Here is a 22,245-nt window from a genome sequence, read left to right on the forward strand (position 1 = left end):
TTTAAAAATCTATAAGATCGTAATCATCTATTTCCAAAGTTAGTTCATCAATATTAATATTAATGTTTTCTACATTGGTTAAATCACGGTTATCTATAATATTGTGGTATAGAATTTCATCGTCATACATATTAGCTTCTATCGCAAGGTAGTCAATAATTTCATCCTTGCTTAGAGTACGATTTTTACTCAAATTAAAGAGAAAAAAACCAACTAAAATAGCAGCAGCTACAGATGTATATGGGACTAGCTTTAAAATTTTAAATTTAGGAGGAGATACTTTAAAGTTATCAAAATAATGTTTAGGAGCAATAAAACCTGTCTTTTTAGGGAGTGGTGTTGCGTTATCTTTAGACACTATAGAACTTGACAATTCGTTAAAGTAATTGTCAGGGGCTTTAAACGGATTTTTTTTAAGGTTTAAATCGTCTAAAGAGAAATGTTTATTTTGTTCTGGTTCGTTGTACATATTGAATCTTAGATGGTTATAGCCAAAAAAGGTTTAATGGTTTTTGATATAATTTTCTATTTTTTTAACAGCATGATGATAGGAAGCTTTGAGCGCACCTACGGAAGTTCCTAAAATTTCTGAAATTTGATCGTATTTCATCTCGTCAAAATACTTCATATTAAAGACCATTTGTTGTTTGTGAGGCAATTCTGCAATGGCTTTTTGTAAAATTAACTGGATGCTATCACCATCAAACAACTCATCTTCTTGTAAGCTCGTCCTTAATTCCTTTTGATATTCTTCAATAGGAACGTTAGATTTTTTGGCTTTTTTGTTTAAATAGGTAATGGCTTCGTTGGTTGCAATTCTGTACATCCAAGAAAAGAGCTTGCTATCTCCTTTAAACCCTTTGATATTCTTGTAAACTTTGATAAAGGTGTTTTGCAATACATCGTCAGTATCATCGTGATTGATAACTATTTTACGGATATGCCAGTACAAGCGCTCTTTGTATAATTGAACCAACTCATCAAAAGCCTTATGTTGCTTTTTAGAGTCTTTTAAATCATCAATAAGTTGTTGCTCGTTCACCAAATTTATTAAACTTTAATAGTCTTTTTGTAACCAAATAAACCTTTAAATTTTATCGTTTCTGCAATACCTTCTGGCAACATTTCTTCCCAACCCTCTTCGTTGTTGTTAATTTTTTTGAAAACATTAGGAGCCTGGATCTCTAAATGATCTCTTCTGTAATTCTCAATATCAATTATTTTACGTGTTTGTTTAAAGAAAAGATACAACTGCTTAACTCTGTGGTTTACCTTTAAATTATCGCTATTCACAATGGTTTCGCCATCTTTATCTAAAATAGGATACAAGTATATTTTTAAGTTGTTAGAAAATAATTTTCCAACACCTTCTAATATATTTCCTTTTAAGTGGTTGTAGTATTTAATATCAAAAATATTCATTACACTATCAGCACCCATTCCAAACACAATTTGCTCATTGGTAAATTCACCAAAAAAGTCTGCAAGTTTGTAGTATTCTTGGAAATTGGTGATCATTACAATTTGACCTAGAGAACAAAGCAAATCAGCTCTGTCTAAAAAGTCACGTTCATTTATTTCTCCTTCGTTTTTTAAATTAGAAAGCGTAATTTCAAAAATGGTTTTGGTTTTTTTAGGGTCTATTTTTTGATCCTTAAAAAATAATTTTTGAGATTCCTCATAAACATCCATATTCACCTTAGTAACAGGTCTAAATCTCCCTCTTAATGCCAGTATATTTTTCTTGTAAAGTTCTTGAGCCGGTAACAGGTTTTTTCCACCATCGTTAAACATTACGGCATTGGTCATTCCGTTTTTAACGAGTTGCAGGCTCATCAATCTATTATCAACATAAGTAAATCTCGGTCCAGAGAAGTTAATCATATCAATTTCTAGTTCATCAATCCCAATATTGTCGTATAAAGATTTGATTAAATCTTTAGGATTATCATAGTAATAAAAAGCTCCATAAACCAAGTTAACCCCTAGTCTTCCCAAAGTCTCTTGCTGTAGAGTGGCATCGGTTTGTGTGAATCGAAGATGTAGAACAATTTCGTTATAAGGTTCATTGGGCGATAATTGAAAATGAATACCTACCCATCCGTGGCCTTTAAATTGTTTGGCAAAATCTATAGTACAGACCGTATTGGCATAACTAAAATACATTTTATCTGGATGCTTCGCTCTGTCTAGTCTATCCTCCGTTAACTGTATTTCGTGACGAAGCATTTTGCGCAATCTGCTCTCTGTCACATATCTTTTATCACTCTCAATACCATAAATAGCATCAGAAAAATCTTTATCGTAAGCACTCATGGCTTTGGCAATCGTTCCAGAAGATCCTCCTGCTCTAAAAAAGTGTCTCACGGTTTCTTGCCCTGCACCTATTTCGGAAAATGTACCGTAAATATTTCTATTTAAGTTTATTTTTAAAGCTTTAGATTTACTGGTAAGGATATTTTCTATTTGAATATCTCCTTTGTGTGATACAGCCATGGGATTCTTTTTCTATGTGTTCATCCAAATATACCATTTTTTGATTTTTTAGTAGCTGTGTTTTCGTATTTTTGAGAGAAGATTTGTAAACATGAAAATAATTTTCTTAGGAACAGGAACTTCTCAAGGCGTTCCGATGCTGTTGTCAGAAGAGCCTGTAAATTTTTCGGAAGATAGTAAAGACAAAAGGATGAGAAGTTCTGTCTTAATATCGTGGGAAGGTTTTTCTTGTTTGGTGGATTGCGGTGCAGATTTTAGAATGCAAATACTGAACAACGATGTAAAAGATATAGATGCCATTCTGTTTACTCACGAACACTCAGATCATATAGCAGGCTTAGATGATATTAGGCCTTTTTGTTACAAAAAAGGACCTATGCCAGTTTATGCTATGAAGAGAGTGATGGAGAGTTTAGCCAAGCGATATGAATATATTTTTACCTTAGAAAACAGGTATCCTGGAGCAGCGGCTGTAATTCCTAACATTGTTGATGACACCCCGTTTGTTTTAGGAGGAAAAACAATTGTTCCGATACAAGTACAGCACGGAACGCTTCCTATTTTAGGATATAGAATAGAAACCCTGGCTTATTTAACCGATGTAAAATACTTGGACTTAACAGAAATAGAAAAATTAAAAGATTTAGAAGTATTGGTGATTAATGCCTTGAGAATTGACGAACATCCAACGCATTTAAATTTAAACGAAGCTTTGGAGTTGATTGAAACTCTGCAACCCAAAAGGACTTATCTCACACACATTAGCCACAGGCTTGGTTTTCACAAAGAAATAAGTAGAATATTACCAAATAATGTTTTTTTGTCCTACGATGGTTTAAATGTAGATATTTAAGATGCTTTATGTATTTTAGTCTGTTATAAACTAAAATGAATTATTATGGACAACAAAATTGTACTTATTATCTTATCAATCTTTTTACCACCTTTGGCAGTTTATTTAAAAGCTGGAGCAGGGAAGCACTTAATTATTAATATTATATTGTGTTTCGTATTCTTTTTCCCAGCTATTTTACATTCGTTGTATATTGTGTTAAAGTAACAAGGTTTTAATGTAAGAAATAAAAAAGAGTGCTTTAAAGCACTCTTTTTTATTCTAGATTCTGTTTAAAATCCAATTTTTTAAATCGTAAAAATTATTTGGATGTACTCCATGTCCCACAGGGTACTCTTTGTAGCTATGGTCAACGTTTAATTCTGATAAAATTTTGGGAGCTTTTTGAGCCCATTCTACGGGGATTACCTGATCTACGCTACCGTGAGAAATAAAGTATTCAGAGTCGTTGTGAGTGGGAGTATCTATTAAAAAATCAGGATTAAAATACCCACTCAAAGCAAGCACATATTTTACTTTGTTGGGAAAAGTAAAAGAATAGGCATAGCTTAAAATAGCTCCTTGGCTAAAACCTGTCATAAAAATCTTAGAGGAATTAATATTGTACTTACCAACGATTTCGTCAATAAACAGATTCAGTTTTTGCACAGATTCCTTTCCCTCATCAGGATTAGAGAATTTATTTTCATCCGCATCAAAAGTAATGCTATACCAAGCATAACCACCAAAAGGCAAAGTAGTTGGAGCTTGTACGCTTACTACCAAAGCTTGTTCAGGTAGTTCAGCAGCAAAAGAAAATAAATCTTCTTTGTTGCTTCCGTAACCGTGAATTAATAAAATAAGGGGAGGTTTTTCTACTATTGCTATTGGTTCTCTGGCGATATATTCAAGCGATAAATCGTTCATTATGCTAATGTTAAAATGTTGTTATTAAAAGAACCATATACTTTACCAGTAGTTTTGTTTCCTAGATAAGCACTGTTTTTTGAAGTAGACAAAATCTGAGACTCATCAAAAATACCTGTTCCTTCGGTAGTAAAAAGAGACAAGTTTGCTTTATTGCCTACTTTTATACTAGCTGGTTCTAATCCAAAAATAGTCACGGGAGCAGTAGTTATTTTTTCAATCAATAAATCTATTCCTAAAACATCAACTAAACTTGTGAACAAACTTTCTAGGCCAATACTACCATTAAGAGCATTACTAAATTCTAATTTTTTGTTTTCTATATCTATAGGATCGTGATCAGAAGTAATAAAATCTACAGTTCCGTCCTTCAAACCTTCTATCAACGCAGTTACGTCACTAGGTGTTCTCAATGGAGGCATTACTTTATAATTGGCATCAAAAGATTTTAATTTATCATCTGTTAAGACCAAGTGATTAGCAGTAACGCTACAACTTACGTTTAATCCTTTTAGTTTGGCCTCTCTGATGAGTGCTACAGATTTTGCTGTACTTATGGTAGGGATGTGCAGTTTACCACCAGTATATTCCAACAGAAATAAATCTCTACTAACTTGTAGTTCTTCTGCTAAAGAAGGAATTCCTTTTAACCCTAGTCGCGTGCTGTGAATTCCTTCATTTACGATTCCTTCTCCCGCAATGTTGCAGTTGTTAGGAAAACTCATGACTAGTCCCTCAAAGCTTTGTGTGTATTGCAGAGCTATTTTTAAAATAGTAGCATTTTCAATTCCTTTTTTGTAGTCGTAAAAAGCTATAGCACCTGCTTGTTGCATATCATAAAGTTCTGCAATATCTGTTCCCTTGCTTTCTTTTGTCAAACTTCCTATGGGTAGTATGTCTACTCCCGTTCCAAAAGATTTGGACTTTAAAAAATTAACAATGGATTTGGAATCCGTTAAAGGGTAACAGTTGGAATTTAATCCTACTTTGGTAAATCCGCTTTTAGCAGCTACTTGTAAGCCGTTTTCTATGGTTTCTCTATCTTCGTAACCAGGCTCTCCAAAACTTACACTTGCATCAAACCATCCTTGAGAAACGGTTAGGTTTTCTAGATTAATCTCTTTAGCATTTTCTGGACAAGAAATGTTTTTTTCAATTTTAGAAATCAAACCATTTTCTATCAATACATCTAGTGTATTGTTATGAAAAGAGCTTTTAGGATCAAAAATAGTAGCTGATTTTAATAGAATATCCATGCTATAAAATGTTCGTAAAATTTAAAATAGGAAATGAAACTGACAAGAATAAAGAAAGAACAATAAACTTACTCATTAATACCAAAGATTGTATTCGATTGGAAAGGTAGATGTTTTTCGTCATGTTTCTAAGATTGCTCAAAGATACTTAAACAAATTTAACTGCAATAATTTTCTAAGATGCCTTTTGCGTACTTGCTAGCAATCTTTTTTGTGAACAGAGGAAAGTCAATAGGAGCGCTATCATCTGATTTGTCAGAGATAATTCTAATCACATTAAATGGAATGCTATATTCGTAGCATACTTGGGCTACTGCAGCCCCTTCCATTTCAACGCATTGTACGTCTTCAAGCTCATTTTTAATTTTATCAAAGCTAGTTTGTGTGCTTATAAACTCATCGCCACTTGCGATGTTACCTTCAATCAATTTAGGAGTGTAGATTTTAAATTCATCGGCTGATTGTTGATCTACGAAATCATAATAACAATTTGTAAAGTGCACTACAGTATTGTATAATTTAGGATTAGGGCTTGTTGCTAAATATGTTTTCTCGATTAATGGAATCTCAAATTTGGGAAATAGGGGAGAGGCATCCATATCGTGCTGAACTAAGGATTTGCCATAAACTACATCTCCAATATTAAGTTTGTTGCTAATGGCTCCAGCAACCCCCGTAAAAATAATTTCTGATGGATGAAAGCTGCTAATTAACTCGGTAGTCGTAATAGCAGCAGCCACTTTTCCCCATTTAGAAAAAACAATAACAACAGAGGTTTTATTGATGTTACCTTTGTAATATTCTCGTCCCCCTAAAGTAATCGTTTCTTTATTTTTGAGCACAAGAAGCAGTTCTGCCAATTCATCGTGCATAGCACTAATTATTCCAATCATTTGTTTTGATGTTTAAAAAGAGATAAAGAAAATTTTTCTTGCTGTTAAAGCACTAAATTCCCGTCTTTCAAGACCAATTTTCTATCTGCCATATTTGCGAGGCTTTCGTTGTGAGTTACAATTACAAAAGTTTGATTAAATGTGTCTCTTAGCTCAAAAAATAAGTCATGTAAATTGTTGGCACTTTCAGTATCTAAATTTCCGCTAGGTTCATCAGCAAAGACAATGGCAGGTTGATTAATTAAAGCCCTAGCCACAGCCACTCTTTGCTGTTCTCCTCCCGATAGTTGACTGGGTTTGTTATCTGCTTTGTGTTTAATTCCCAAAAAATCAAGCAATTCCAGCGCTCTGTCCTTTATCTGATTTTCTTTTTTACCACCAATATAAGCTGGAATACAAACGTTCTCTATTGCAGTAAATTCGGGTAGTAGTTGATGAAATTGAAAAACAAATCCAATATGTTGATTTCTAAAAGCAGAGATTTTTTTATCCTTAAGCCCAATGGGAGATATATGGTTAATGATTAACTCGCTATCAGCGTTTTCATCGGGAATTTCTAAAGTGCTTAAAATCTGTAATAACGTGGTTTTACCTGCTCCTGATGGACCAACAATAGCCACGATTTCTCCTTGTTTTATATGTAAATCTATTCCTTTTAAAACACGAGTATTATTAAAAGTCTTTTGAATGTTTTTTGCTTTGATCATGTATGATGTGTGTCGAAACGAAAATACTAAAAAAGATACGATTCTGCCTTTTTTGTTAAATACTTAATTTTTGACGAAAAAAATATCGGTTTCATCTTGTTAGTAAAACGTTATTCATATTTTTGGGTCAATTATACATATTTTAAGAGAAGTTTTATGAATTTACACGAATTTCAAGGAAAAGAAATTTTAAAGAGTTTTGGAGTAAAAGTACCTATGGAGCTTGTTGCTACAACTCCAGAGGAGGCATTAGAAGCTGCAAATAAGATTCATGCAGAAAAAGGATGTACAGTTTTTGCTGTAAAAGCGCAAATACACGCAGGTGGACGTGGTAAAGGAGGTGGTGTAAAAATCGCTAAATCTATCGAAGAAGTTAAGATGTATGCTGAACAAATTATTGGAATGATGTTGGTAACTCCTCAAACTTCTGCTGAAGGAAAAGAAGTACACCAAGTTTTGATTTCTGAGAATGTCTATTATGACGGACCTTCTAAACCAGAAGAATACTATATGTCTGTTTTATTAAACAGAGCTACAGGTAAAAATATGATTATGTATTCTCCAGAAGGAGGTATGGATATTGAAGCTGTTGCTGAAGCAACACCAGAATTAATATTCACAGAAGAAATTGATCCTGCTACAGGAATTTTACCTTTCCAAGCGCGTAAAATTGCTTTTAACTTAGGTTTATCAGGTGCAGCATTTAAAGATATGACTAAGTTCGCAATGGCTTTATACAAAGCTTACGAAGGGTCGGATTCTTCTTTATTTGAAATTAATCCAGTGTTTAAAACTTCTGACGATCAAATTTTAGCAGTAGATGCTAAAGTTTCTTTAGATGAAAATGCTTTATACCGTCACAAAGACTATATTGACTACAGAGATGTTCGCGAAGAGCACCCAACGGAAGTTGAGGCAAAAGCTGCTGGATTAAATTATGTGGCTTTAGATGGTAACGTTGGATGTATGGTAAACGGAGCTGGTTTGGCAATGGGAACAATGGATTTAATTAAGCAAGCTGGTGGAGATCCTGCAAACTTTTTAGATGTAGGAGGTACTGCTGATGCTGAAAGAGTTGAAACTGCTTTTGGAATTATCTTAAAAGATCCTAAAGTTAAAGCAATTTTAGTAAATATTTTTGGAGGTATTGTACGTTGTGACCGTGTGGCACAGGGTGTTGTAGATGCTTATAAAAATATGGGAGATAAAATTAATGTACCAATTATTGTACGTTTGCAAGGAACCAACGCTGTTGAAGCAAAAGCTTTAATTGATGCAGAAGAAGGTTTAAATGTAATCTCTGCTACTGAGTTTCAAGAAGCTGCTGAAAAAGTACAAGAGGTTTTATCTTAGTTTTTAGATAAAATTATTACATATAAAAAAATGCTCTGATATTGTATCAGAGCATTTTTTTGTTGGCTTTAAAAAAACACGGTCGTTCGTTAAAACTTAAAATCTAGTGAATTCAATTAGCAACTGGCATGAATATTTAAAATTGATTTTCTCGATATAATCTTACCTCAAAAATCACTCAGAATAACAATCTTAGAAAACATGTACAAACATGTTTTCTAAAGCAGAACTCACATCTTAAAATAGATTCTTTATTTTTTAAGAACTTCCAAAATTGTTTCAGGATCTAGTCTCTCAGTATAATCCTCTGGAACGAAAGCATACAAAATTTCACCGCTATTATCCACAATAAATGTGGCTGGCATTGGTAATTCGTAATTTTCATTACCGTTGTGTTTGTCTACATGCAAATTGAAAGAATGATATATTTCTCTCAATTTTTCGGGCATCTGGAACACTAAGTTTAATTCTTTAGCATATTGATTATCAATATCACTTAGTATTTCAAATTCTAATTCATTTTTTTCGGAAGTACTTAAGGAGTTATCAGGTGTTTCTGGAGTAATAGCCACCAAGGTAGTATTTAACTCTTTAAGTTGAGGAAGTATGTCGTTTAATGCTTTTAGCTCTAAATTGCAATAAGGACACCATCCGCCTCTGTAGAAAGAAACAACTGCGTTTCCTTTGGCTAAAATATCCTTCAAATTAACACTGTTACCTTTTGCGTTAGGCAAACTAAACTCCTTTAGTGTCTCTCCCGTTTTTGGAGCTTTTTTTGATAGTTCAGCCTCTAATAAATCTTTAGTTGCTTGGCTCATCACTGCGTAAACTTCAGTAGGAATATTTGCAGCACTTTTATTTTTTACTTCTTGTAGTTGTTCTGTTAAACTCATAACGATTGTATTAAATATAATTAATACTGGTTAAGTCGTTTTGATAAGAATAACTTTCAAAAAACTGCATAAAAAAACTCAATCTATGTGATTGAGTTTTTGTTTTATATGTCATCAAAATTAACTTCAGTGAAACCAGCTGTTGTTAATTTGTCATCATCACTATTTGGTTCGTCTTCTTTTTTAAAGTCTTTCTGATGTCTTTCGCTAATAACCTCCAGACCTTTTTCATTTACAATAAAGTCGGTTGCTTGTTTAAGTTGCTCCAAAAACTCTGTAAAATCTTCTTTATACAAATAAATTTTGTGCTTTTGATAATGAAAGCTTCCATCATCATGCGTAAATTTTTTGCTTTCCGTAATGGTTAGGTAATAATCACCCGCTTTTGTAGATCTAACATCAAAAAAATAGGTTCTTCTACCAGCTCTTAGGATTTGAGAAAAAATTTCTTCTTGTCCTTCTCTTTCTTTCATTTTTAGTTGATTACTGTTATCTACTCAAATATATAAAAATAATTATTTCACACTAAATTATTCTATTTCTTTTTCTTCTAACTGCTGTTTGTATATTTCTTGATAAATTCCAGAAGTATTCACCAACTGTTGATGAGTTCCTTGTTGCGAAATTTTACCATTGTCTAGCACAATCACTTTATCAGCCAATTGCGCTGCGCTAATTCTATGACTTACAATAATGGTAGTACTCTGAGCACTAATTTTTCTTAAATTAGATAGTATTTTTTCCTCAGTTTCGGTATCGACCGCGGATAAGCAATCATCAAAAATGTAAATATTAGGGTTTTTGATAATGGCTCTAGCAATTGAAACTCTTTGTTTTTGTCCACCAGAAAGTGTAACCCCTCTTTCTCCCAAAACGGTATTATATTGTTTGTTAAAATCAATAATATTGTCGTGAACAACGGCCTGTTTGGCAGCGTTAATCATTTCTTGTTCACTCGCATCTTCCTTACCAAACTTGATATTATTAGCAATGGAATCAGAAAACAAAAATGGATCTTGAGGTACGAAACCAATATGATTTCTAAGGTTGTAAATATTATGATCTTGAATTGATTGATGATCTATTGTAATTATACCTGAGCTAACATCGTATAATCTACTGACTAGATTTAAAATACTAGATTTACCAGAACCTGTTTTACCTATAATTGCTAAAGTTTCACCAGGGTGTATGGAGAACGAAACGTTTTTTAAAGCTGTGATATTGGTATCATCATAGGTTAAAGAAACATTATCAAATTTGATAGCTCCTTTTATAGGTTGAGTTTCATTCGTATTATTTTTTATCTCAGGCTGTTGGTTCAAAAACTCGTTAATTCTTTTTTGAGAAGCCTCAGCTTGTTGTATGGTAGAGGTCACCCAACCTACAATGGCCACTGGCCAAGTAAGCATGTTGGTGTACATAATAAACTCGGCAATCACACCAATAGTGATATAACCTCTAATGTATTGCATACCACCTACGTACAACACGATAATATTGGCAGTTCCAATCAGTAAAATCATTAACGGAAAGAAAAAAGCTTGAATTTTGTACAAGTGTACATTTTTCTCTTTGTTGCTTTCAGCAATGTCCATAAAGTCTTTTTTTGTAGTGCTCTCTATGGCATAAGACTTAATAACATTAATTCCAGAAAATACTTCTTGCGTAAAGGTGGTCAATTTAGAGAGTTGCTCCTGTACAAGGGTGCTTCGCAAATGAATGTTTTTGCTGAGTACGAATATGGATATTGAAAGCACAGGGAAGGGAATTAAAGTAAAGAGCGTAAGCTTAACATCAATCTGTATCATTTTATAAATAGCTACAGAAAACATTACTAGCATATTAATAGTATACATAATAGCAGGACCAACGTACATTCTCACTTTACCCACATCTTCACTGATTCGATTCATCAAATCACCTGTTCTGTTTTTTTTATAAAAATTTAAGGTAAGTCGTTGGTATTGTTGATAAATATTATTTTTTAAGTCAAATTCTATAAGTCTAGAAGTAACTATAATTGTTTGTCTCATTAAAAAAGTAAAGAACCCAGAGAGTATAGCCAACCCTACAATTAATAGTATATTATGTAGCAAATTTTGTTGCACCAATTCGAGATCAGTTATTCTCCCTTGCTGATAATCATTAGCAGTATTTAAAGAGTTTTTTACAATTTCAGGAACTTTTACAGCCAAGTATCTTGAGGCTATCGAGATGAGTATTCCCAATAGCAAACGGAATCTATACTTATAAAAAAATTGGTTGATATATTTTAGTTCTTTCATTAGAAAGGAGGTGGTCTTTTGTGAGCTTACGAAGATAAAGTATTTATTTGTTTAGACGATATGAAACCCAAAACCTACTGTAAAAAAGTAAAGTTAAATTGTGTAACTAAAGAAGTGCCGTTTTGTAATTGTATTCTTAATAGAATTCAGCAATATATTTTTAATTTAATCTTTCACGTAACTTAATTAAATACTACTTTTGTACACATAAAAATATAAGTTCTTTATAGATGATTAATAGAAGACATATTCGTGTTAAGGTGATGCAATCAGTATACGCGATGATTCATGCAAAAAGTGATAATCTTGTTAAAGAAGAAAAATTCTTAAGACAAAGTATAGATAAAATGTATGATTTATACATCCTGTCTTTAGATATGCTAATCAGAGTAAATCAATTAGCAGAAAACACATCAGAAGCTTCAAAAAAGAAGTATTTAGCAACTAACGAAGAGCTAAATCCAAACAAAAAATTTATTGAGAATAAAGTAATTAACATTTTAAAACAAAGTGTTTCTTTACAAAATTATATAGAAGAGAACGAGCTAAATAATTGGTATCTAGACGATAAATATGTTGTCAATATTTACAAAGAATTGATAGAAAGTACTCTCTATAAAGATTATATGAGTGAAGAATCTACCTCTTTTAAAAAGGATCAAAAATTTGTCGTTAAATTTTTCGCAGAATTTATTGCTCCTAGCGAAAAGTTAGCAGCCTATTATGAAGGAGAAAACATTAGCTGGGTAGATGATATTCCTTTTGTTAACACATGGGTGATTAGAACAATACAGGAGTTAAAGGCAAATAGCGACTTTGTAATAGGACGTTTGTACAAAAATGGAGATGATGAGCAGTTTGCTTCTGATTTGTTCAAAAAAACGGTACTGAACTTAGATAAATTTGAAGAAGAAGTAGCCGATAAAACTCCTAACTGGGAGACAGATAGAATAGCCGATTTAGATATGATATTGATTAAAATGGCTGTATGTGAGTTTTTGAAATTCCCGTCAATTCCTGTTAAAGCTACTATTAATGAGTATTTAGAAATTGCTAAGGATTACTCTACTGAAAAGAGTAGCGTTTTTATCAATGGAGTTTTAGACAAAATTTGGAAAGATTTTGAAAAAACTGAAAGATTAAATAAAATAGGTAGAGGTACATTATAAAACTCTCTCTATATTTGAGCAAAAAAATAAATTCAGAATTATTTAAAAATAAAATTTAAAATGATCGCATTACAACAAAGTCCAATGAATCCAATTTTTTTAGTGGTAATGGCAGTTTTTATTGTCTTCTTTATGATTATACCTCAAGTAAAGAGAAGTAGGAATGAAAAAAAATTTAAGGAATCTTTAACTAAAGGAACTAAAGTAGTTACTACTGGTGGGATACACGGAAAGTTAGTAGAAATAAATGAAGGTACTGTAATGGTGGAAACCAATGCGGGAAAATTGTTAGTAGAAAAATCAGCTTTAAACATTGAGTTGACCAAGAAATACAATCAACCAGAAAAAAAATAAAAAACAACACTCTTGTTTAAGCCTCTAGATTTTTCTAGAGGCTTTTTAGTTTTAAAGCATCCTGTAAATTTTACCAATTAAGATAAGACAGGTTTTGTGGTGAATAACTCTTGAAAAAAATAACGTTTTATACTGACTCATTTGTTATTTTAGCTAATAATGGCATTGATAAAAAAATACATACAATCTGCTTTTAGCAAAAAGAAACATTATGTTTTTCTATTATTTGTGCTGTGTACTTGCGTTTTTTGGTTAATTAATCAGTTGTCTAAAAATTATAATCAGGTTGTTAATTATGAGGTAGTCTATGTAGACTTACCAGATGCGTTTGTTTTCCAAGAAGCCCCACCATCCACAATATCTGTAAGATTACACACAACAGGATATTATTTTTTTAAGAAAGCTTTTACGAGTAATCAGCTAGAAATTTCTTTAAAAAATGTAATGCAAGAAGGGGGTTACCAATATTTTCTATCTAATACCAATATCTCAAAACAGGTAAGATTAAGTATCAACGATAGAGTTCAGGTGATTGAGATTTTAGAAGATAGATTGCTTTTCAAACTAGGAAAAAGGAGTTTTAAAAAAGTTCCTGTGATCCCTAATCTTCAAATAGACTATCATTTAGGGTATCATTCCTTTGAAGGAGTTCAGTTATATCCAGATTCAATTCAAGTATCAGGTCCCGAGTTACAATTAAAAAAAGTAGATAAAATTTATTTAGAACCGTATCAAGAAACAGACGTGTTAACTTCTATTTCTCAAAATTTACCTATTGTAAAACCTCAGGGAGATAAATTAACTTTTGACCACGAATCTGTGAGGGTAGAGATAGAAGTAGAAAAAGTAACGGAGAAAACACTAATATTGCCAATACAAGTAATTAATACTGGTAACAAAGAGGTGGTAGTGTACCCAAAAAAAATAAAAGTACATTGTAAAGTAAGATTGTCTCAATTTAACGAAATTAATGAGAGCGATTTTATAGTAGTTACAGATTTTAACAAAAGAGGTGATAAATACATAGCAACAGAATTGATTAAAAAGCCTTCATCAATACTATCGGTAAAAGTGCAAACGGATAAAGTGGAATACTTAATTTTAAAGCAATGATTGTAGGTTTGACAGGGGGGATTGGAAGTGGCAAAACCACGGTGCTTAAGTATTTTGAAAAATTAGGAATGCCTTGTTATGTGGCAGATGAGCAAGCAAAGCGCATAATGAATGATTCGAATATAGTAAAACAACAAATCACCCAATTATTAGGAAATGAGGCTTATGTTCACAATAAACTCAACAAACAATTCATAGCTTCGCAAATTTTTTCAGACAAAAAATTACTTTTAAAAATAAATCAAATAGTCCATCCAGAAGTTCATAAAGATTTGCAGGAGTTTGTCAAGAACAATACTACGCATCCTTACATCATTTACGAAAGTGCTATTTTGTTTGAGAACAACAATCATCACTTATGTGATAAAATTATTGTTGTTACTGCCCCAGTAGAGACGAGGATAAAAAGAGTAATGGAGAGAGATAACGTTACAAAGGAACAAGTTTTAGCAAGAATCAACCATCAGATGAGTGATGAGGAAAAAATAAAAAGAGGAGATTTTGTTATCGAAAACAGTAACTATTCCGACCTAGAGGAAAAAGTGTTAGACATCCACAAACAATTAACAGTTTAAAAGAAACAAGTTAATACCAAAAATTAATTTTTTGCGTTTATATTTGTTATACGTAGTGTAAGTAATGAGATATATAGTTTCTATTCTTTTTGTATTTATTTTTAAGAGCATGTATTCTCAAGTGGGAGGAGAAACGTTATATCCATTTTTAAATTTGCCAACATCTCCCAAACAGATAGCACTAGGTGGAGTTACACTTACCTCCAGAAATGATGTCAGTCAAGCCATTTGGAACCCAGCGATTGTAAATAACGAAATAGATGGAGATGTTTCCATAAACTACGTCAATTACATAGCTGATATAAAAGTAGGATCTTTGTCTTACGTTAGATCTATCAATCCTAAATATGGAATCGCCTCTTTTGGAGTTCAATTTTTTGATTATGGTGATTTGGAAAGGACCAATGCTTCTGGACCAACAGTAGTGGGGAGCTTTGGAGCTAGAGATTTAGCCATTGCTCTGGGTTATGGATATACTTACAAAGATGTTACATTGGGAGTTTCATTAAAGTATGTATCTTCTAAAATAGACACTTTTACTTCTTCTGCTATTTTATATGATATAGGAGCTGTTTACGTGCATCCTTACTATCCGTTAGTGATGGCTCTCGTGATAAGAAATAACGGAAAACAACTTACACAATTTACCAACAGAGAAGAAGCTGTTTCAAACAACGTAATTGTATCTGCAGAGTATCAATTAGAACATGTTCCATTAAAGCTCTACGCTTCTTTTGATGAACTTAATAATTGGGATATTAGTGTTCCAAACCCTTCACAAGAAAAAACAGATTTAGAGGGAGAGGTTACACCAGAAAAAATAAGTACAACGGCTAATATTTTAAGACATATGTCTGGTGGGGTAGAATTGTGGCCCGATAAAAAATTAAATATAAGAATTGGATATAATCACAGGAGAGCTCAGGAGTTCAGATTAAATGATGTAAGAACCGGATCTGGACTGTCCTATGGTTTTGGTTTTAACACCAAACGAATCAAATTTGATTATGCCTTTTCCAAATTTCAAGAAGGAGCCAAGTACAGTACTTTTGGTTTAACGTTACACTTACAATAAATCAATGGGTTCAAAAATTATTATTGCTATCGACGGTTTTTCATCCACGGGTAAAAGCACAGTGGCAAAGCAATTGGCAAAAGAGTTAGGATACATTTATGTAGATACAGGTGCCATGTATAGAGCTGTAGCCTTATATGCACTCCAATGCAATTTCGCAAATAACGGAATCGTGAATCATCATCAATTGGTTGATGATTTGGATAAAATTAACATTTCCTTTAGCTACAATAAAAGTTTGGGATTTTCTGAAGCACACTTAAACGGTGTGAACGTAGAAGAGAAAATTAGAGGTTTGGAAGTGTCTTCTTATGTTAGTAAAGTAGCTGCAATTCCAGAAGTAAGACAGAAATTAGTAGTGTTGCAACAACAAATGGGAGTATCTAAAGGTGTGGTGATGGATGGAAGAGATATTGGAACAGTAGTATTTCCCAACGCAGAGCTAAAATTATTTATGATAGCATCTGCAGACACAAGAGCCAAACGCAGATACGATGAAATGGTAGCAAAAGGGAATACTGAGATAACATATCAAGAAGTTTACAACAACGTAGTTGAAAGAGATCAGATAGACACCACAAGAAAAGATTCGCCCTTAGTAAAAGCAAGCGATGCTGTTGAGATAGACAATTCTAAGATGTCTAGAAAAGAGCAGTTTGATTACATTCTTTCCCTTGTAAAAGAAAAACTATAATATTTTAAGGAATATTTAAGTATTTGTGAGTTTGTAATGATATTTTCCACTGTGGATTTTTCATTACATAGTCAACAATCATGGGAGTCATTTTTTCTTTTTTGCTCCACTCAGGTTGTAAGTACAGAGTACACTTGTCAGAAACTTTAGCGGCTTGCTGTTCTGCAAAATCAAAATCACTTTGATTGTGAATAATCATCTTCAACTCATCAGCTTCCGTATAAATTTCCTGTAAAGGCAATTTAGTTTTTTTAGGAGACAAACAAATCCAACTCCATTGTCCGCTCAAAGGATAAGCTCCAGAAGTTTCTATGTGAGTTTGCAGTCCCTTGTTTTGCAATGATGAGGTCAAGTATTGCATATTCCACATTAAAGGTTCACCACCAGTAATTACAATAGTTTTAGCATATTTATTTGCATTCTCAACAATTATATCTGCGTGGGTGGGTGGGTGTAAATCTGCATCCCAACTTTCCTTAACGTCACACCAATGGCATCCTACGTCACAACCTCCAACCCTAATGAAATAAGCAGCAGTACCTGTATGGTTACCTTCTCCTTGAATGGTGTAAAATTCTTCCATAAGAGGCAGCATAACTCCTTTATTTACAAGATCTTTAGTAGTACTATCCATAATTGTAGTTTTGGGTGTGCAAAGATACAAGAAATTAAACAATAAAAATTATTTGGAGCATAAAGGTTAAGTTGTAAAAAATAAAAGACTATTTGTTTAAATTAGACAAAAATTTACAATATATATGAAAAAAATAATCACTGTTGGTTTGCTACTTGCATTACTGGTTTCTTGCAATAAAAGAGATTACACAATAGCTTTAAACAAAGTAGGTGCTATTACCAAAAAGACTACTATTGAAGATTTAAATACTTTATTTGAGCAAGACTCAATTGTTTCTAGATACAGCGAGGGAGATTTTGGGAATAAAAACGCATACATCTTAGATAATGACACTCATCTAATTTATCAAAAAGGAGGAAGGTTAGCATTGGCTATTTCTCCTGTAAACCCCTTGGATTCTATCTCTAAAATTAAAAGTGTTACGGTGTTTAGCGATGAGTACAAGACTGAGTCAGGATTCAATCTTTCTTCTACGTTTAACGACCTAAATGTGAACCATAATATTGAAAGGTTAGAAGCTTCTTTTCATTTGGTTACCGTTTTTGTCAAAGACATTAACGCTACGTTAACCATGGATAAACAAGATTTGGGAATCAAAGCTTTTAAGCTAGGGACAGTAGACAAAGCTCAAATACCAGATGATTCAAAATTTACTTCTTTTACCGTATGGTTAGAAGATTAGCCGTAAGTGTAAGTTCAATATAACAGGGTTATGTTATTTTTTGAAGTTGATGTCGTAAACTATAGTTTTCAACATATAATCCTCATGGGGTTTAAATCAAACTAAAAAATTTAAGCCATTAAAGGAAATACAATGATAGATGTTTTAAAAAACAAAAAAATCCTTGATATTTAATATCAAGGATTTTTCGTTATGTATTATTTTTGTTATCTAACCTCTTTGTTCACCCGCTAGTAGCGTATTTTTTAATAGCATGGCAATAGTCATCGGTCCTACACCTCCAGGAACTGGAGTAATAAAATCAGCTTTTGGTGCGACAGATTCAAAATGAACGTCTCCAGCCAAACGGAAACCACTTTTCTTACTAGTATCTTCTAAGCGAGTTATTCCTACGTCAATAATAGTGACTCCTTGCTTTACCATATCACCTGTTAAAAATTCAGCAACACCTAAAGCAACAACAATAATATCTGCGTTTAAGGTTAGTTCCTTTAAATTTTTAGTTCTAGAATGAGCTACGGTAACAGTAGCATCTCCAGCAGCTCTTCGTTGACTCATTAAGATACTCATCGGTCTTCCCACAATATGAGAACGACCAATAACCACCACATTTTTACCAGAAGTAGGGACTTTATAACGTTCCAATAATTCCATCACACCATAAGGAGTAGCAGGTAAAAAAGTAGGTAATTCTAACGCCATTCGACCTACGTTTGTAGGGTGAAATCCATCAACATCTTTAGTAGCATCTACAGCTAACAAAACTTTATGCTCATCAATATGTTTTGGCAGTGGTAATTGAACAATATAACCGTCAACAGAATTGTTGTTATTTAACTCCTCTATTTTGGCTAATAACTCTGCTTCTGTAGTTTCTTCGGGTAATTCAACCAAAGTTGATTCAAAACCAACCAATTCACAGGCCTTTACTTTCGCACCTACGTAGGTTTTACTAGCACCATCATTTCCTACAATAACAGCAGCTAAATGAGGTGTTTTTTTACCTTTGGCTTTTAATTCTTTTACACTCTCTGCAATTTCAGCTTTAATGTCTGCAGAAGTTTTTTTACCGTCTAATATTGTCATTGTTTTATAGTATTAAGTGCGAAGGTACAAAGTACTGAGTTGTGTAGGGTAATCTTTGTAAAATCTGACTAATAGTTACTCTGTATTATGTACTAAAGAATTTACATTCCGGGCATTCCACCTTTCATGCCTCCCATCATTTGCATCATTTTTTTAGCTCCTCCACCTTGCATCATTTTCATCATTTTACTCATCTGAAAAAATTGCTTTAGTAATTGATTTACTTCCGCGATGCTAGTTCCAGAACCTTTAGCAATTCTTTTCTTACGAGAAGCATTGATAGTTTTAGGCTCTGTTCTCTCTAGCGGAGTCATAGAGTTGATTATAGCTTCTATACCTTGGAAAGCATCATCATCAATATCAACATCTTTTAGGGCTTTTCCAGCACCTGGTATCATCCCAACCAAGTCTTTCATATTCCCCATTTTTTTGATTTGTTGAATTTGACTTAAAAAGTCATCAAAACCAAATTGATTTTTAGCGATTTTCTTTTGAAGCTTTCTAGCCTCTTGTTCGTCAAATTGTTCCTGAGCACGTTCTACTAAAGATACAACATCTCCCATTCCCAAAATACGATCGGCCATACGTTCTGGATAGAAAACATCAATTGCTTCCATTTTTTCTCCAGTACCAATAAACTTGATAGGCTTATTAACTACATTTTTAATAGTTAAAGCAGCTCCACCACGAGTGTCACCATCTAATTTTGTTAAAACAACACCATCAAAATTTAACAAATCATTAAAAGCTTTTGCTGTATTTACAGCATCTTGTCCCGTCATAGAATCTACTACAAAAAGAGTTTCTTGTGGGCTTACAGCTTTATGAATGTTGGAGATTTCGGTCATCAAAGCTTCATCAATAGCCAAACGACCTGCAGTATCTATAATAACAGTATTTTTACCGTTTGCTTTGGCATGTGCAATAGCATTTTGTGCAATTTCAACAGGGTTTTTATTTTCTGTTTCCGCATACACTTCAACCCCAATTTGTTCTCCAACAACTTGTAATTGGTTGATGGCAGCTGGACGATAAACATCCGCTCCAACCAACAACACTTGCTTTGTTTTCTTTGTCTTTAAAAAGTTAGCCAATTTACCAGAAAAAGTAGTTTTACCCGATCCTTGTAAACCAGCCATTAAAATTACGGTAGGATTTCCAGATAAATTAATACCTGCAGTTTCTCCACCCATTAAATCGGTTAATTCATCTTTTACTAACTTAACCATCAGTTGCCCAGGATTCAACGTTGTTAATACGTCTTGCCCCATGGCTTTTTCTTTAATCCTTTTTGTAAAATCTTTAGCTACTTTAAAGTTTACATCGGCATCTAACAAGGCTCTACGAACCTCTTTTAGTGTTTCTGCAACATTTACTTCAGTTATTTTTCCATGTCCTTTTAAAAGGTGTAGGGCTTTATCTAGTTTATCCGATAAATTATTAAACATATGCTTTGATTTACTTTGATTAAAGTTGAGCTGCAAATATACAAGAATATAGCAATTTTTAAAGGCTTTATTCACAACAAAATCTTTCCCAAAACAAGGAAAGATTTAGCTGTTAACAATCTCAATTGCATTCGTCAAGAACCAAACGATAAAATGCAAAATTCATTTAAATGCGAAAGCAATAGAATGTGAACTATATGTCTTTCACTAAGGCTTTGTTGCTTCTTTAAATAACAAAGAAGCCGAGTTTACGCAATATCTTTTACCTGTGGTTTTTCTGGGTCCATCTAGAAACATATGCCCTAAATGTCCTTCGCAAACCTTGCAGATAATTTCGGTTCTAACCATTCCGTATTTATGATCTTCTAAGAAAGACACATGATTACTAATATGATTGTCAAAAGAAGGCCATCCTGTACCAGAATCAAACTTAGTTGTCGATTCAAATAATGGTGTGTCACAACCAGCGCAATGATATGTTCCGTTTTTGTAATGTTTGTTGTATTTACCGCTGAAAGCATATTCAGTACCTTTTTGCCTAAGTATGTAGTACTGTTCTTTGGTAAGTTGCTGTTTCCATTCAGCATCCGACTTTATTATTTTTTCTTGACCAAAAGAAGTCATACTTAAAAACAATAGACAACTTGAAATTAATATTTGTTTCATGGTACTGTGGGTTTGCTTAATGGGTCGTTTATTGATTATAATCATTACGTAGTTAGCTTTCAAATATTATATTTGTTTAGAATTAAAAAGTAATCTATTATGAATAAAATAATTTCATCAATATTAGCAATTGTATTTTTAACAGCATGTTCAACTGTGCCTATCACTGGTAGAAAAAGGTTAAACTTTGTTTCCGATGCTTCGGTTCTACCTACAAGTTTTGCTCAGTATGATTCTTTTCTAAAGGAAAACAAGGTAATTAATAATACTAGGCAGTCTCAGCAAATTAAGGAAATAGGAGTTAGGATTTCAAGAGCTGTAGATAAGTTTATGAGAAAAAACAATATGTCTTCCGAAGCAGATAGTTATCGCTGGGAATTTAATTTGGTTGATGACAAACAATTAAATGCGTGGTGTATGCCAGGTGGTAAAGTAGTTTTTTATACGGGAATTTTACCTGTTGCTAAAAATGAAGATGGTATTGCAGCTATTATGGGACACGAAGTTGCTCACGCGTTTGCAAAGCATGGACAGGAGCGTATGAGTTCAAGTCAATTACAACAATATGGAGGTGCTGCCATTGCTATTGGAACCTCTACTCAAAATCCTAGAGCACAACAATTGTGGAATATGGCTTACGGTGTAGGTTCTCAATTGGGAATGCTAAAATATAGTAGAACTCATGAAACAGAGGCCGATAAGTTAGGATTGGTGTTTATGATTATGGCAGGTTACAATGGAGAAGAAGCTGTAAAGGTATGGGAAAGAATGAAAGCTTTAGGAGGAGGTTCTCAGCCAGAGTTTTTAAGCACTCACCCTTCTAATACTTCAAGAATAGGAACGTTAAGAACTTATTTACCCGAAGCCAGAAGGTTAGCGGCTAAGTTTAGATAGAGATTGTCTCGTCTATTAATTTTAAAAATAAAGCTAAATTTATTTCTATATAGATTTTCATTCTTTTAGGTCTTTTAAATTTATTTAAAGGACCTAAATAGAATTAGAATAGTGATTAAATCCTACTAAATATAAATCACTTATTTGAAACAAATACGAAGCATTAAAAAGCAATTTATAAATAAATTATTTCAAGTTCAGGAAACG

At 33.0% G+C, this 22,245-nt stretch carries 25 protein-coding genes; 11 read left to right on the forward strand and 14 right to left on the reverse strand.

The annotated features are described in order from the left end of the window. Position 1: 1 nt before the first annotated feature. From ACXGQW_RS10050 to ACXGQW_RS10060, 3 genes are read right to left on the reverse strand one after another with little or no spacing between them, the layout of a single operon-like run. Entirely contained in the window at positions 2-469 is a 468-nt protein-coding gene (locus ACXGQW_RS10050; protein WP_457822493.1) for a hypothetical protein, read from the reverse strand. Positions 470-502: 33 nt separating this feature from the next. Next, entirely contained in the window at positions 503-1,045 is a 543-nt protein-coding gene (locus tag ACXGQW_RS10055; protein WP_457822495.1) for an RNA polymerase sigma factor, read from the reverse strand. A 5-nt stretch (positions 1,046-1,050) separates the two neighbouring features. Further along, entirely contained in the window at positions 1,051-2,496 is a 1,446-nt protein-coding gene (locus ACXGQW_RS10060) for a TonB-dependent receptor (RefSeq protein WP_457822497.1), read from the reverse strand. Between the two features lie 91 nt (positions 2,497-2,587). Between ACXGQW_RS10060 and ACXGQW_RS10065 the strand changes: the two genes are divergently transcribed. Both ACXGQW_RS10065 and ACXGQW_RS10070 read left to right on the forward strand, forming a co-directional pair. Then, the gene (locus ACXGQW_RS10065) at positions 2,588-3,349 is read left to right on the forward strand and encodes an MBL fold metallo-hydrolase (RefSeq protein ID WP_457822499.1); all 762 of its coding nucleotides are present in this window, start codon (positions 2,588-2,590) and stop codon (positions 3,347-3,349) included. A gap of 45 nt (positions 3,350-3,394) precedes the next feature. Further along, positions 3,395-3,556 carry a YqaE/Pmp3 family membrane protein gene (locus ACXGQW_RS10070; protein WP_457822501.1) on the forward strand — a complete coding sequence of 54 codons (162 nt, stop codon included), beginning with the start codon at positions 3,395-3,397 and terminating at the stop codon, positions 3,554-3,556. 54 nt (positions 3,557-3,610) lie between these two features. Here the strand turns inward: ACXGQW_RS10070 and ACXGQW_RS10075 are convergent, their stop codons facing one another. The 4 genes from ACXGQW_RS10075 to ACXGQW_RS10090 all read right to left on the reverse strand — a co-directional run bounded on the left by ACXGQW_RS10075 (position 3,611) and on the right by ACXGQW_RS10090 (position 7,111). Continuing rightward, entirely contained in the window at positions 3,611-4,255 is a 645-nt protein-coding gene (locus tag ACXGQW_RS10075) for an alpha/beta hydrolase (protein ID WP_457822503.1), read from the reverse strand. Next, complete coding sequence (locus tag ACXGQW_RS10080) at positions 4,255-5,511, reverse strand: dihydroorotase (protein WP_457822504.1); 1,257 nt, start codon at positions 5,509-5,511, stop codon at positions 4,255-4,257. The genes ACXGQW_RS10075 and ACXGQW_RS10080 overlap by 1 nt, the downstream gene beginning before the upstream one ends. A gap of 158 nt (positions 5,512-5,669) precedes the next feature. After that, positions 5,670-6,404: a 5'-methylthioadenosine/adenosylhomocysteine nucleosidase gene (locus ACXGQW_RS10085; protein WP_457822506.1), complete on the reverse strand. Its 735-nt coding sequence runs from the start codon at positions 6,402-6,404 to the stop codon at positions 5,670-5,672. Between the two features lie 44 nt (positions 6,405-6,448). After that, positions 6,449-7,111, reverse strand: a complete 663-nt coding sequence (locus ACXGQW_RS10090; RefSeq protein ID WP_457822508.1) for an ABC transporter ATP-binding protein — start codon at positions 7,109-7,111, stop codon at positions 6,449-6,451. 156 nt (positions 7,112-7,267) lie between these two features. On the opposite strand from ACXGQW_RS10090, the gene sucC reads away from it, so the two are divergent. Then, positions 7,268-8,464, forward strand: a complete 1,197-nt coding sequence (sucC, locus tag ACXGQW_RS10095) for an ADP-forming succinate--CoA ligase subunit beta (protein ID WP_457822510.1) — start codon at positions 7,268-7,270, stop codon at positions 8,462-8,464. Positions 8,465-8,715: 251 nt separating this feature from the next. On the opposite strand, the gene ACXGQW_RS10100 is transcribed toward sucC, so the two are convergent. The 3 genes from ACXGQW_RS10100 to ACXGQW_RS10110 all read right to left on the reverse strand — a co-directional run bounded on the left by ACXGQW_RS10100 (position 8,716) and on the right by ACXGQW_RS10110 (position 11,645). Continuing rightward, positions 8,716-9,357 (reverse strand): peroxiredoxin-like family protein, encoded by a 642-nt coding sequence (locus ACXGQW_RS10100; protein WP_457822512.1) that lies wholly within the window; start codon positions 9,355-9,357, stop codon positions 8,716-8,718. 104 nt (positions 9,358-9,461) lie between these two features. Then, positions 9,462-9,830, reverse strand: coding sequence for a PUR family DNA/RNA-binding protein (locus tag ACXGQW_RS10105; protein ID WP_457822514.1), 369 nt, complete (start codon positions 9,828-9,830; stop codon positions 9,462-9,464). Between the two features lie 57 nt (positions 9,831-9,887). Then, positions 9,888-11,645 (reverse strand): ABC transporter ATP-binding protein, encoded by a 1,758-nt coding sequence (locus tag ACXGQW_RS10110; protein ID WP_457822516.1) that lies wholly within the window; start codon positions 11,643-11,645, stop codon positions 9,888-9,890. A 230-nt stretch (positions 11,646-11,875) separates the two neighbouring features. Here ACXGQW_RS10110 and nusB point away from each other — a divergent pair, with 230 nt between their 5' ends. The 6 genes from nusB to cmk all read left to right on the forward strand — a co-directional run bounded on the left by nusB (position 11,876) and on the right by cmk (position 16,625). Continuing rightward, the gene (gene nusB, locus ACXGQW_RS10115; protein ID WP_457822518.1) at positions 11,876-12,814 is read left to right on the forward strand and encodes a transcription antitermination factor NusB; all 939 of its coding nucleotides are present in this window, start codon (positions 11,876-11,878) and stop codon (positions 12,812-12,814) included. 84 nt (positions 12,815-12,898) lie between these two features. Continuing rightward, positions 12,899-13,168 carry a preprotein translocase subunit YajC gene (gene yajC / locus ACXGQW_RS10120; protein ID WP_457822520.1) on the forward strand — a complete coding sequence of 90 codons (270 nt, stop codon included), beginning with the start codon at positions 12,899-12,901 and terminating at the stop codon, positions 13,166-13,168. Between the two features lie 159 nt (positions 13,169-13,327). Further along, complete coding sequence (locus ACXGQW_RS10125; RefSeq protein ID WP_457822521.1) at positions 13,328-14,281, forward strand: hypothetical protein; 954 nt, start codon at positions 13,328-13,330, stop codon at positions 14,279-14,281. After that, positions 14,278-14,856, forward strand: a complete 579-nt coding sequence (gene coaE, locus ACXGQW_RS10130; protein WP_457822523.1) for a dephospho-CoA kinase — start codon at positions 14,278-14,280, stop codon at positions 14,854-14,856. Before ACXGQW_RS10125 ends, coaE begins: the two co-directional genes overlap by 4 nt. Positions 14,857-14,920: 64 nt before the next feature. Next, positions 14,921-15,931, forward strand: a complete 1,011-nt coding sequence (porQ, locus tag ACXGQW_RS10135) for a type IX secretion system protein PorQ (RefSeq protein WP_457822525.1) — start codon at positions 14,921-14,923, stop codon at positions 15,929-15,931. 4 nt (positions 15,932-15,935) lie between these two features. After that, on the forward strand, positions 15,936-16,625 hold the full coding sequence (cmk, locus tag ACXGQW_RS10140) for a (d)CMP kinase (RefSeq protein WP_457822527.1): 690 nt from the start codon (positions 15,936-15,938) through the stop codon (positions 16,623-16,625). 4 nt (positions 16,626-16,629) lie between these two features. Here the strand turns inward: cmk and ACXGQW_RS10145 are convergent, their stop codons facing one another. Then, complete coding sequence (locus tag ACXGQW_RS10145) at positions 16,630-17,259, reverse strand: 7-carboxy-7-deazaguanine synthase QueE (RefSeq protein WP_457822529.1); 630 nt, start codon at positions 17,257-17,259, stop codon at positions 16,630-16,632. 124 nt (positions 17,260-17,383) lie between these two features. On the opposite strand from ACXGQW_RS10145, the gene ACXGQW_RS10150 reads away from it, so the two are divergent. Continuing rightward, positions 17,384-17,944 (forward strand): hypothetical protein, encoded by a 561-nt coding sequence (locus ACXGQW_RS10150; protein WP_457822530.1) that lies wholly within the window; start codon positions 17,384-17,386, stop codon positions 17,942-17,944. 210 nt (positions 17,945-18,154) lie between these two features. Here ACXGQW_RS10150 and ACXGQW_RS10155 read toward each other — a convergent pair whose 3' ends face one another. The 3 genes from ACXGQW_RS10155 to msrB form a co-directional block, all read right to left on the reverse strand. Beyond that, positions 18,155-19,030, reverse strand: coding sequence for a bifunctional 5,10-methylenetetrahydrofolate dehydrogenase/5,10-methenyltetrahydrofolate cyclohydrolase (locus ACXGQW_RS10155; protein WP_457822532.1), 876 nt, complete (start codon positions 19,028-19,030; stop codon positions 18,155-18,157). Between the two features lie 101 nt (positions 19,031-19,131). Next, the gene (ffh, locus tag ACXGQW_RS10160; RefSeq protein WP_457822534.1) at positions 19,132-20,478 is read right to left on the reverse strand and encodes a signal recognition particle protein; all 1,347 of its coding nucleotides are present in this window, start codon (positions 20,476-20,478) and stop codon (positions 19,132-19,134) included. Positions 20,479-20,685: 207 nt separating this feature from the next. Continuing rightward, positions 20,686-21,144, reverse strand: a complete 459-nt coding sequence (gene msrB / locus ACXGQW_RS10165) for a peptide-methionine (R)-S-oxide reductase MsrB (RefSeq protein WP_457822535.1) — start codon at positions 21,142-21,144, stop codon at positions 20,686-20,688. A gap of 99 nt (positions 21,145-21,243) precedes the next feature. Between msrB and ACXGQW_RS10170 the strand changes: the two genes are divergently transcribed. Next, on the forward strand, positions 21,244-22,038 hold the full coding sequence (locus ACXGQW_RS10170) for a M48 family metallopeptidase (protein WP_457822537.1): 795 nt from the start codon (positions 21,244-21,246) through the stop codon (positions 22,036-22,038). Positions 22,039-22,245: the final 207 nt, after the last annotated feature.

This window comes from Wenyingzhuangia sp. IMCC45533, from assembly GCF_054111225.1.

Coding starts and splice junctions, on each gene's coding strand:
- ACXGQW_RS10100 (WP_457822512.1), bottom strand. CDS start 9,357: ATGAGTTTAACAGAACAACTACAAGAAGTAAAAAATAAAAGTGCTGCA.
- ACXGQW_RS10085 (WP_457822506.1), bottom strand. CDS start 6,404: ATGATTGGAATAATTAGTGCTATGCACGATGAATTGGCAGAACTGCTT.
- cmk (WP_457822527.1), top strand. CDS start 15,936: ATGGGTTCAAAAATTATTATTGCTATCGACGGTTTTTCATCCACGGGT.
- coaE (WP_457822523.1), top strand. CDS start 14,278: ATGATTGTAGGTTTGACAGGGGGGATTGGAAGTGGCAAAACCACGGTG.
- porQ (WP_457822525.1), top strand. CDS start 14,921: ATGAGATATATAGTTTCTATTCTTTTTGTATTTATTTTTAAGAGCATG.
- yajC (WP_457822520.1), top strand. CDS start 12,899: ATGAATCCAATTTTTTTAGTGGTAATGGCAGTTTTTATTGTCTTCTTT.
- sucC (WP_457822510.1), top strand. CDS start 7,268: ATGAATTTACACGAATTTCAAGGAAAAGAAATTTTAAAGAGTTTTGGA.
- ACXGQW_RS10155 (WP_457822532.1), bottom strand. CDS start 19,030: ATGACAATATTAGACGGTAAAAAAACTTCTGCAGACATTAAAGCTGAA.
- ACXGQW_RS10070 (WP_457822501.1), top strand. CDS start 3,395: ATGGACAACAAAATTGTACTTATTATCTTATCAATCTTTTTACCACCT.
- ACXGQW_RS10065 (WP_457822499.1), top strand. CDS start 2,588: ATGAAAATAATTTTCTTAGGAACAGGAACTTCTCAAGGCGTTCCGATG.
- ACXGQW_RS10110 (WP_457822516.1), bottom strand. CDS start 11,645: ATGAAAGAACTAAAATATATCAACCAATTTTTTTATAAGTATAGATTC.
- nusB (WP_457822518.1), top strand. CDS start 11,876: ATGATTAATAGAAGACATATTCGTGTTAAGGTGATGCAATCAGTATAC.
- ACXGQW_RS10060 (WP_457822497.1), bottom strand. CDS start 2,496: ATGGCTGTATCACACAAAGGAGATATTCAAATAGAAAATATCCTTACC.
- ACXGQW_RS10125 (WP_457822521.1), top strand. CDS start 13,328: ATGGCATTGATAAAAAAATACATACAATCTGCTTTTAGCAAAAAGAAA.
- ACXGQW_RS10080 (WP_457822504.1), bottom strand. CDS start 5,511: ATGGATATTCTATTAAAATCAGCTACTATTTTTGATCCTAAAAGCTCT.
- msrB (WP_457822535.1), bottom strand. CDS start 21,144: ATGAAACAAATATTAATTTCAAGTTGTCTATTGTTTTTAAGTATGACT.
- ACXGQW_RS10170 (WP_457822537.1), top strand. CDS start 21,244: ATGAATAAAATAATTTCATCAATATTAGCAATTGTATTTTTAACAGCA.
- ACXGQW_RS10050 (WP_457822493.1), bottom strand. CDS start 469: ATGTACAACGAACCAGAACAAAATAAACATTTCTCTTTAGACGATTTA.
- ffh (WP_457822534.1), bottom strand. CDS start 20,478: ATGTTTAATAATTTATCGGATAAACTAGATAAAGCCCTACACCTTTTA.
- ACXGQW_RS10105 (WP_457822514.1), bottom strand. CDS start 9,830: ATGAAAGAAAGAGAAGGACAAGAAGAAATTTTTTCTCAAATCCTAAGA.
- ACXGQW_RS10145 (WP_457822529.1), bottom strand. CDS start 17,259: ATGGATAGTACTACTAAAGATCTTGTAAATAAAGGAGTTATGCTGCCT.
- ACXGQW_RS10075 (WP_457822503.1), bottom strand. CDS start 4,255: ATGAACGATTTATCGCTTGAATATATCGCCAGAGAACCAATAGCAATA.
- ACXGQW_RS10150 (WP_457822530.1), top strand. CDS start 17,384: ATGAAAAAAATAATCACTGTTGGTTTGCTACTTGCATTACTGGTTTCT.
- ACXGQW_RS10090 (WP_457822508.1), bottom strand. CDS start 7,111: ATGATCAAAGCAAAAAACATTCAAAAGACTTTTAATAATACTCGTGTT.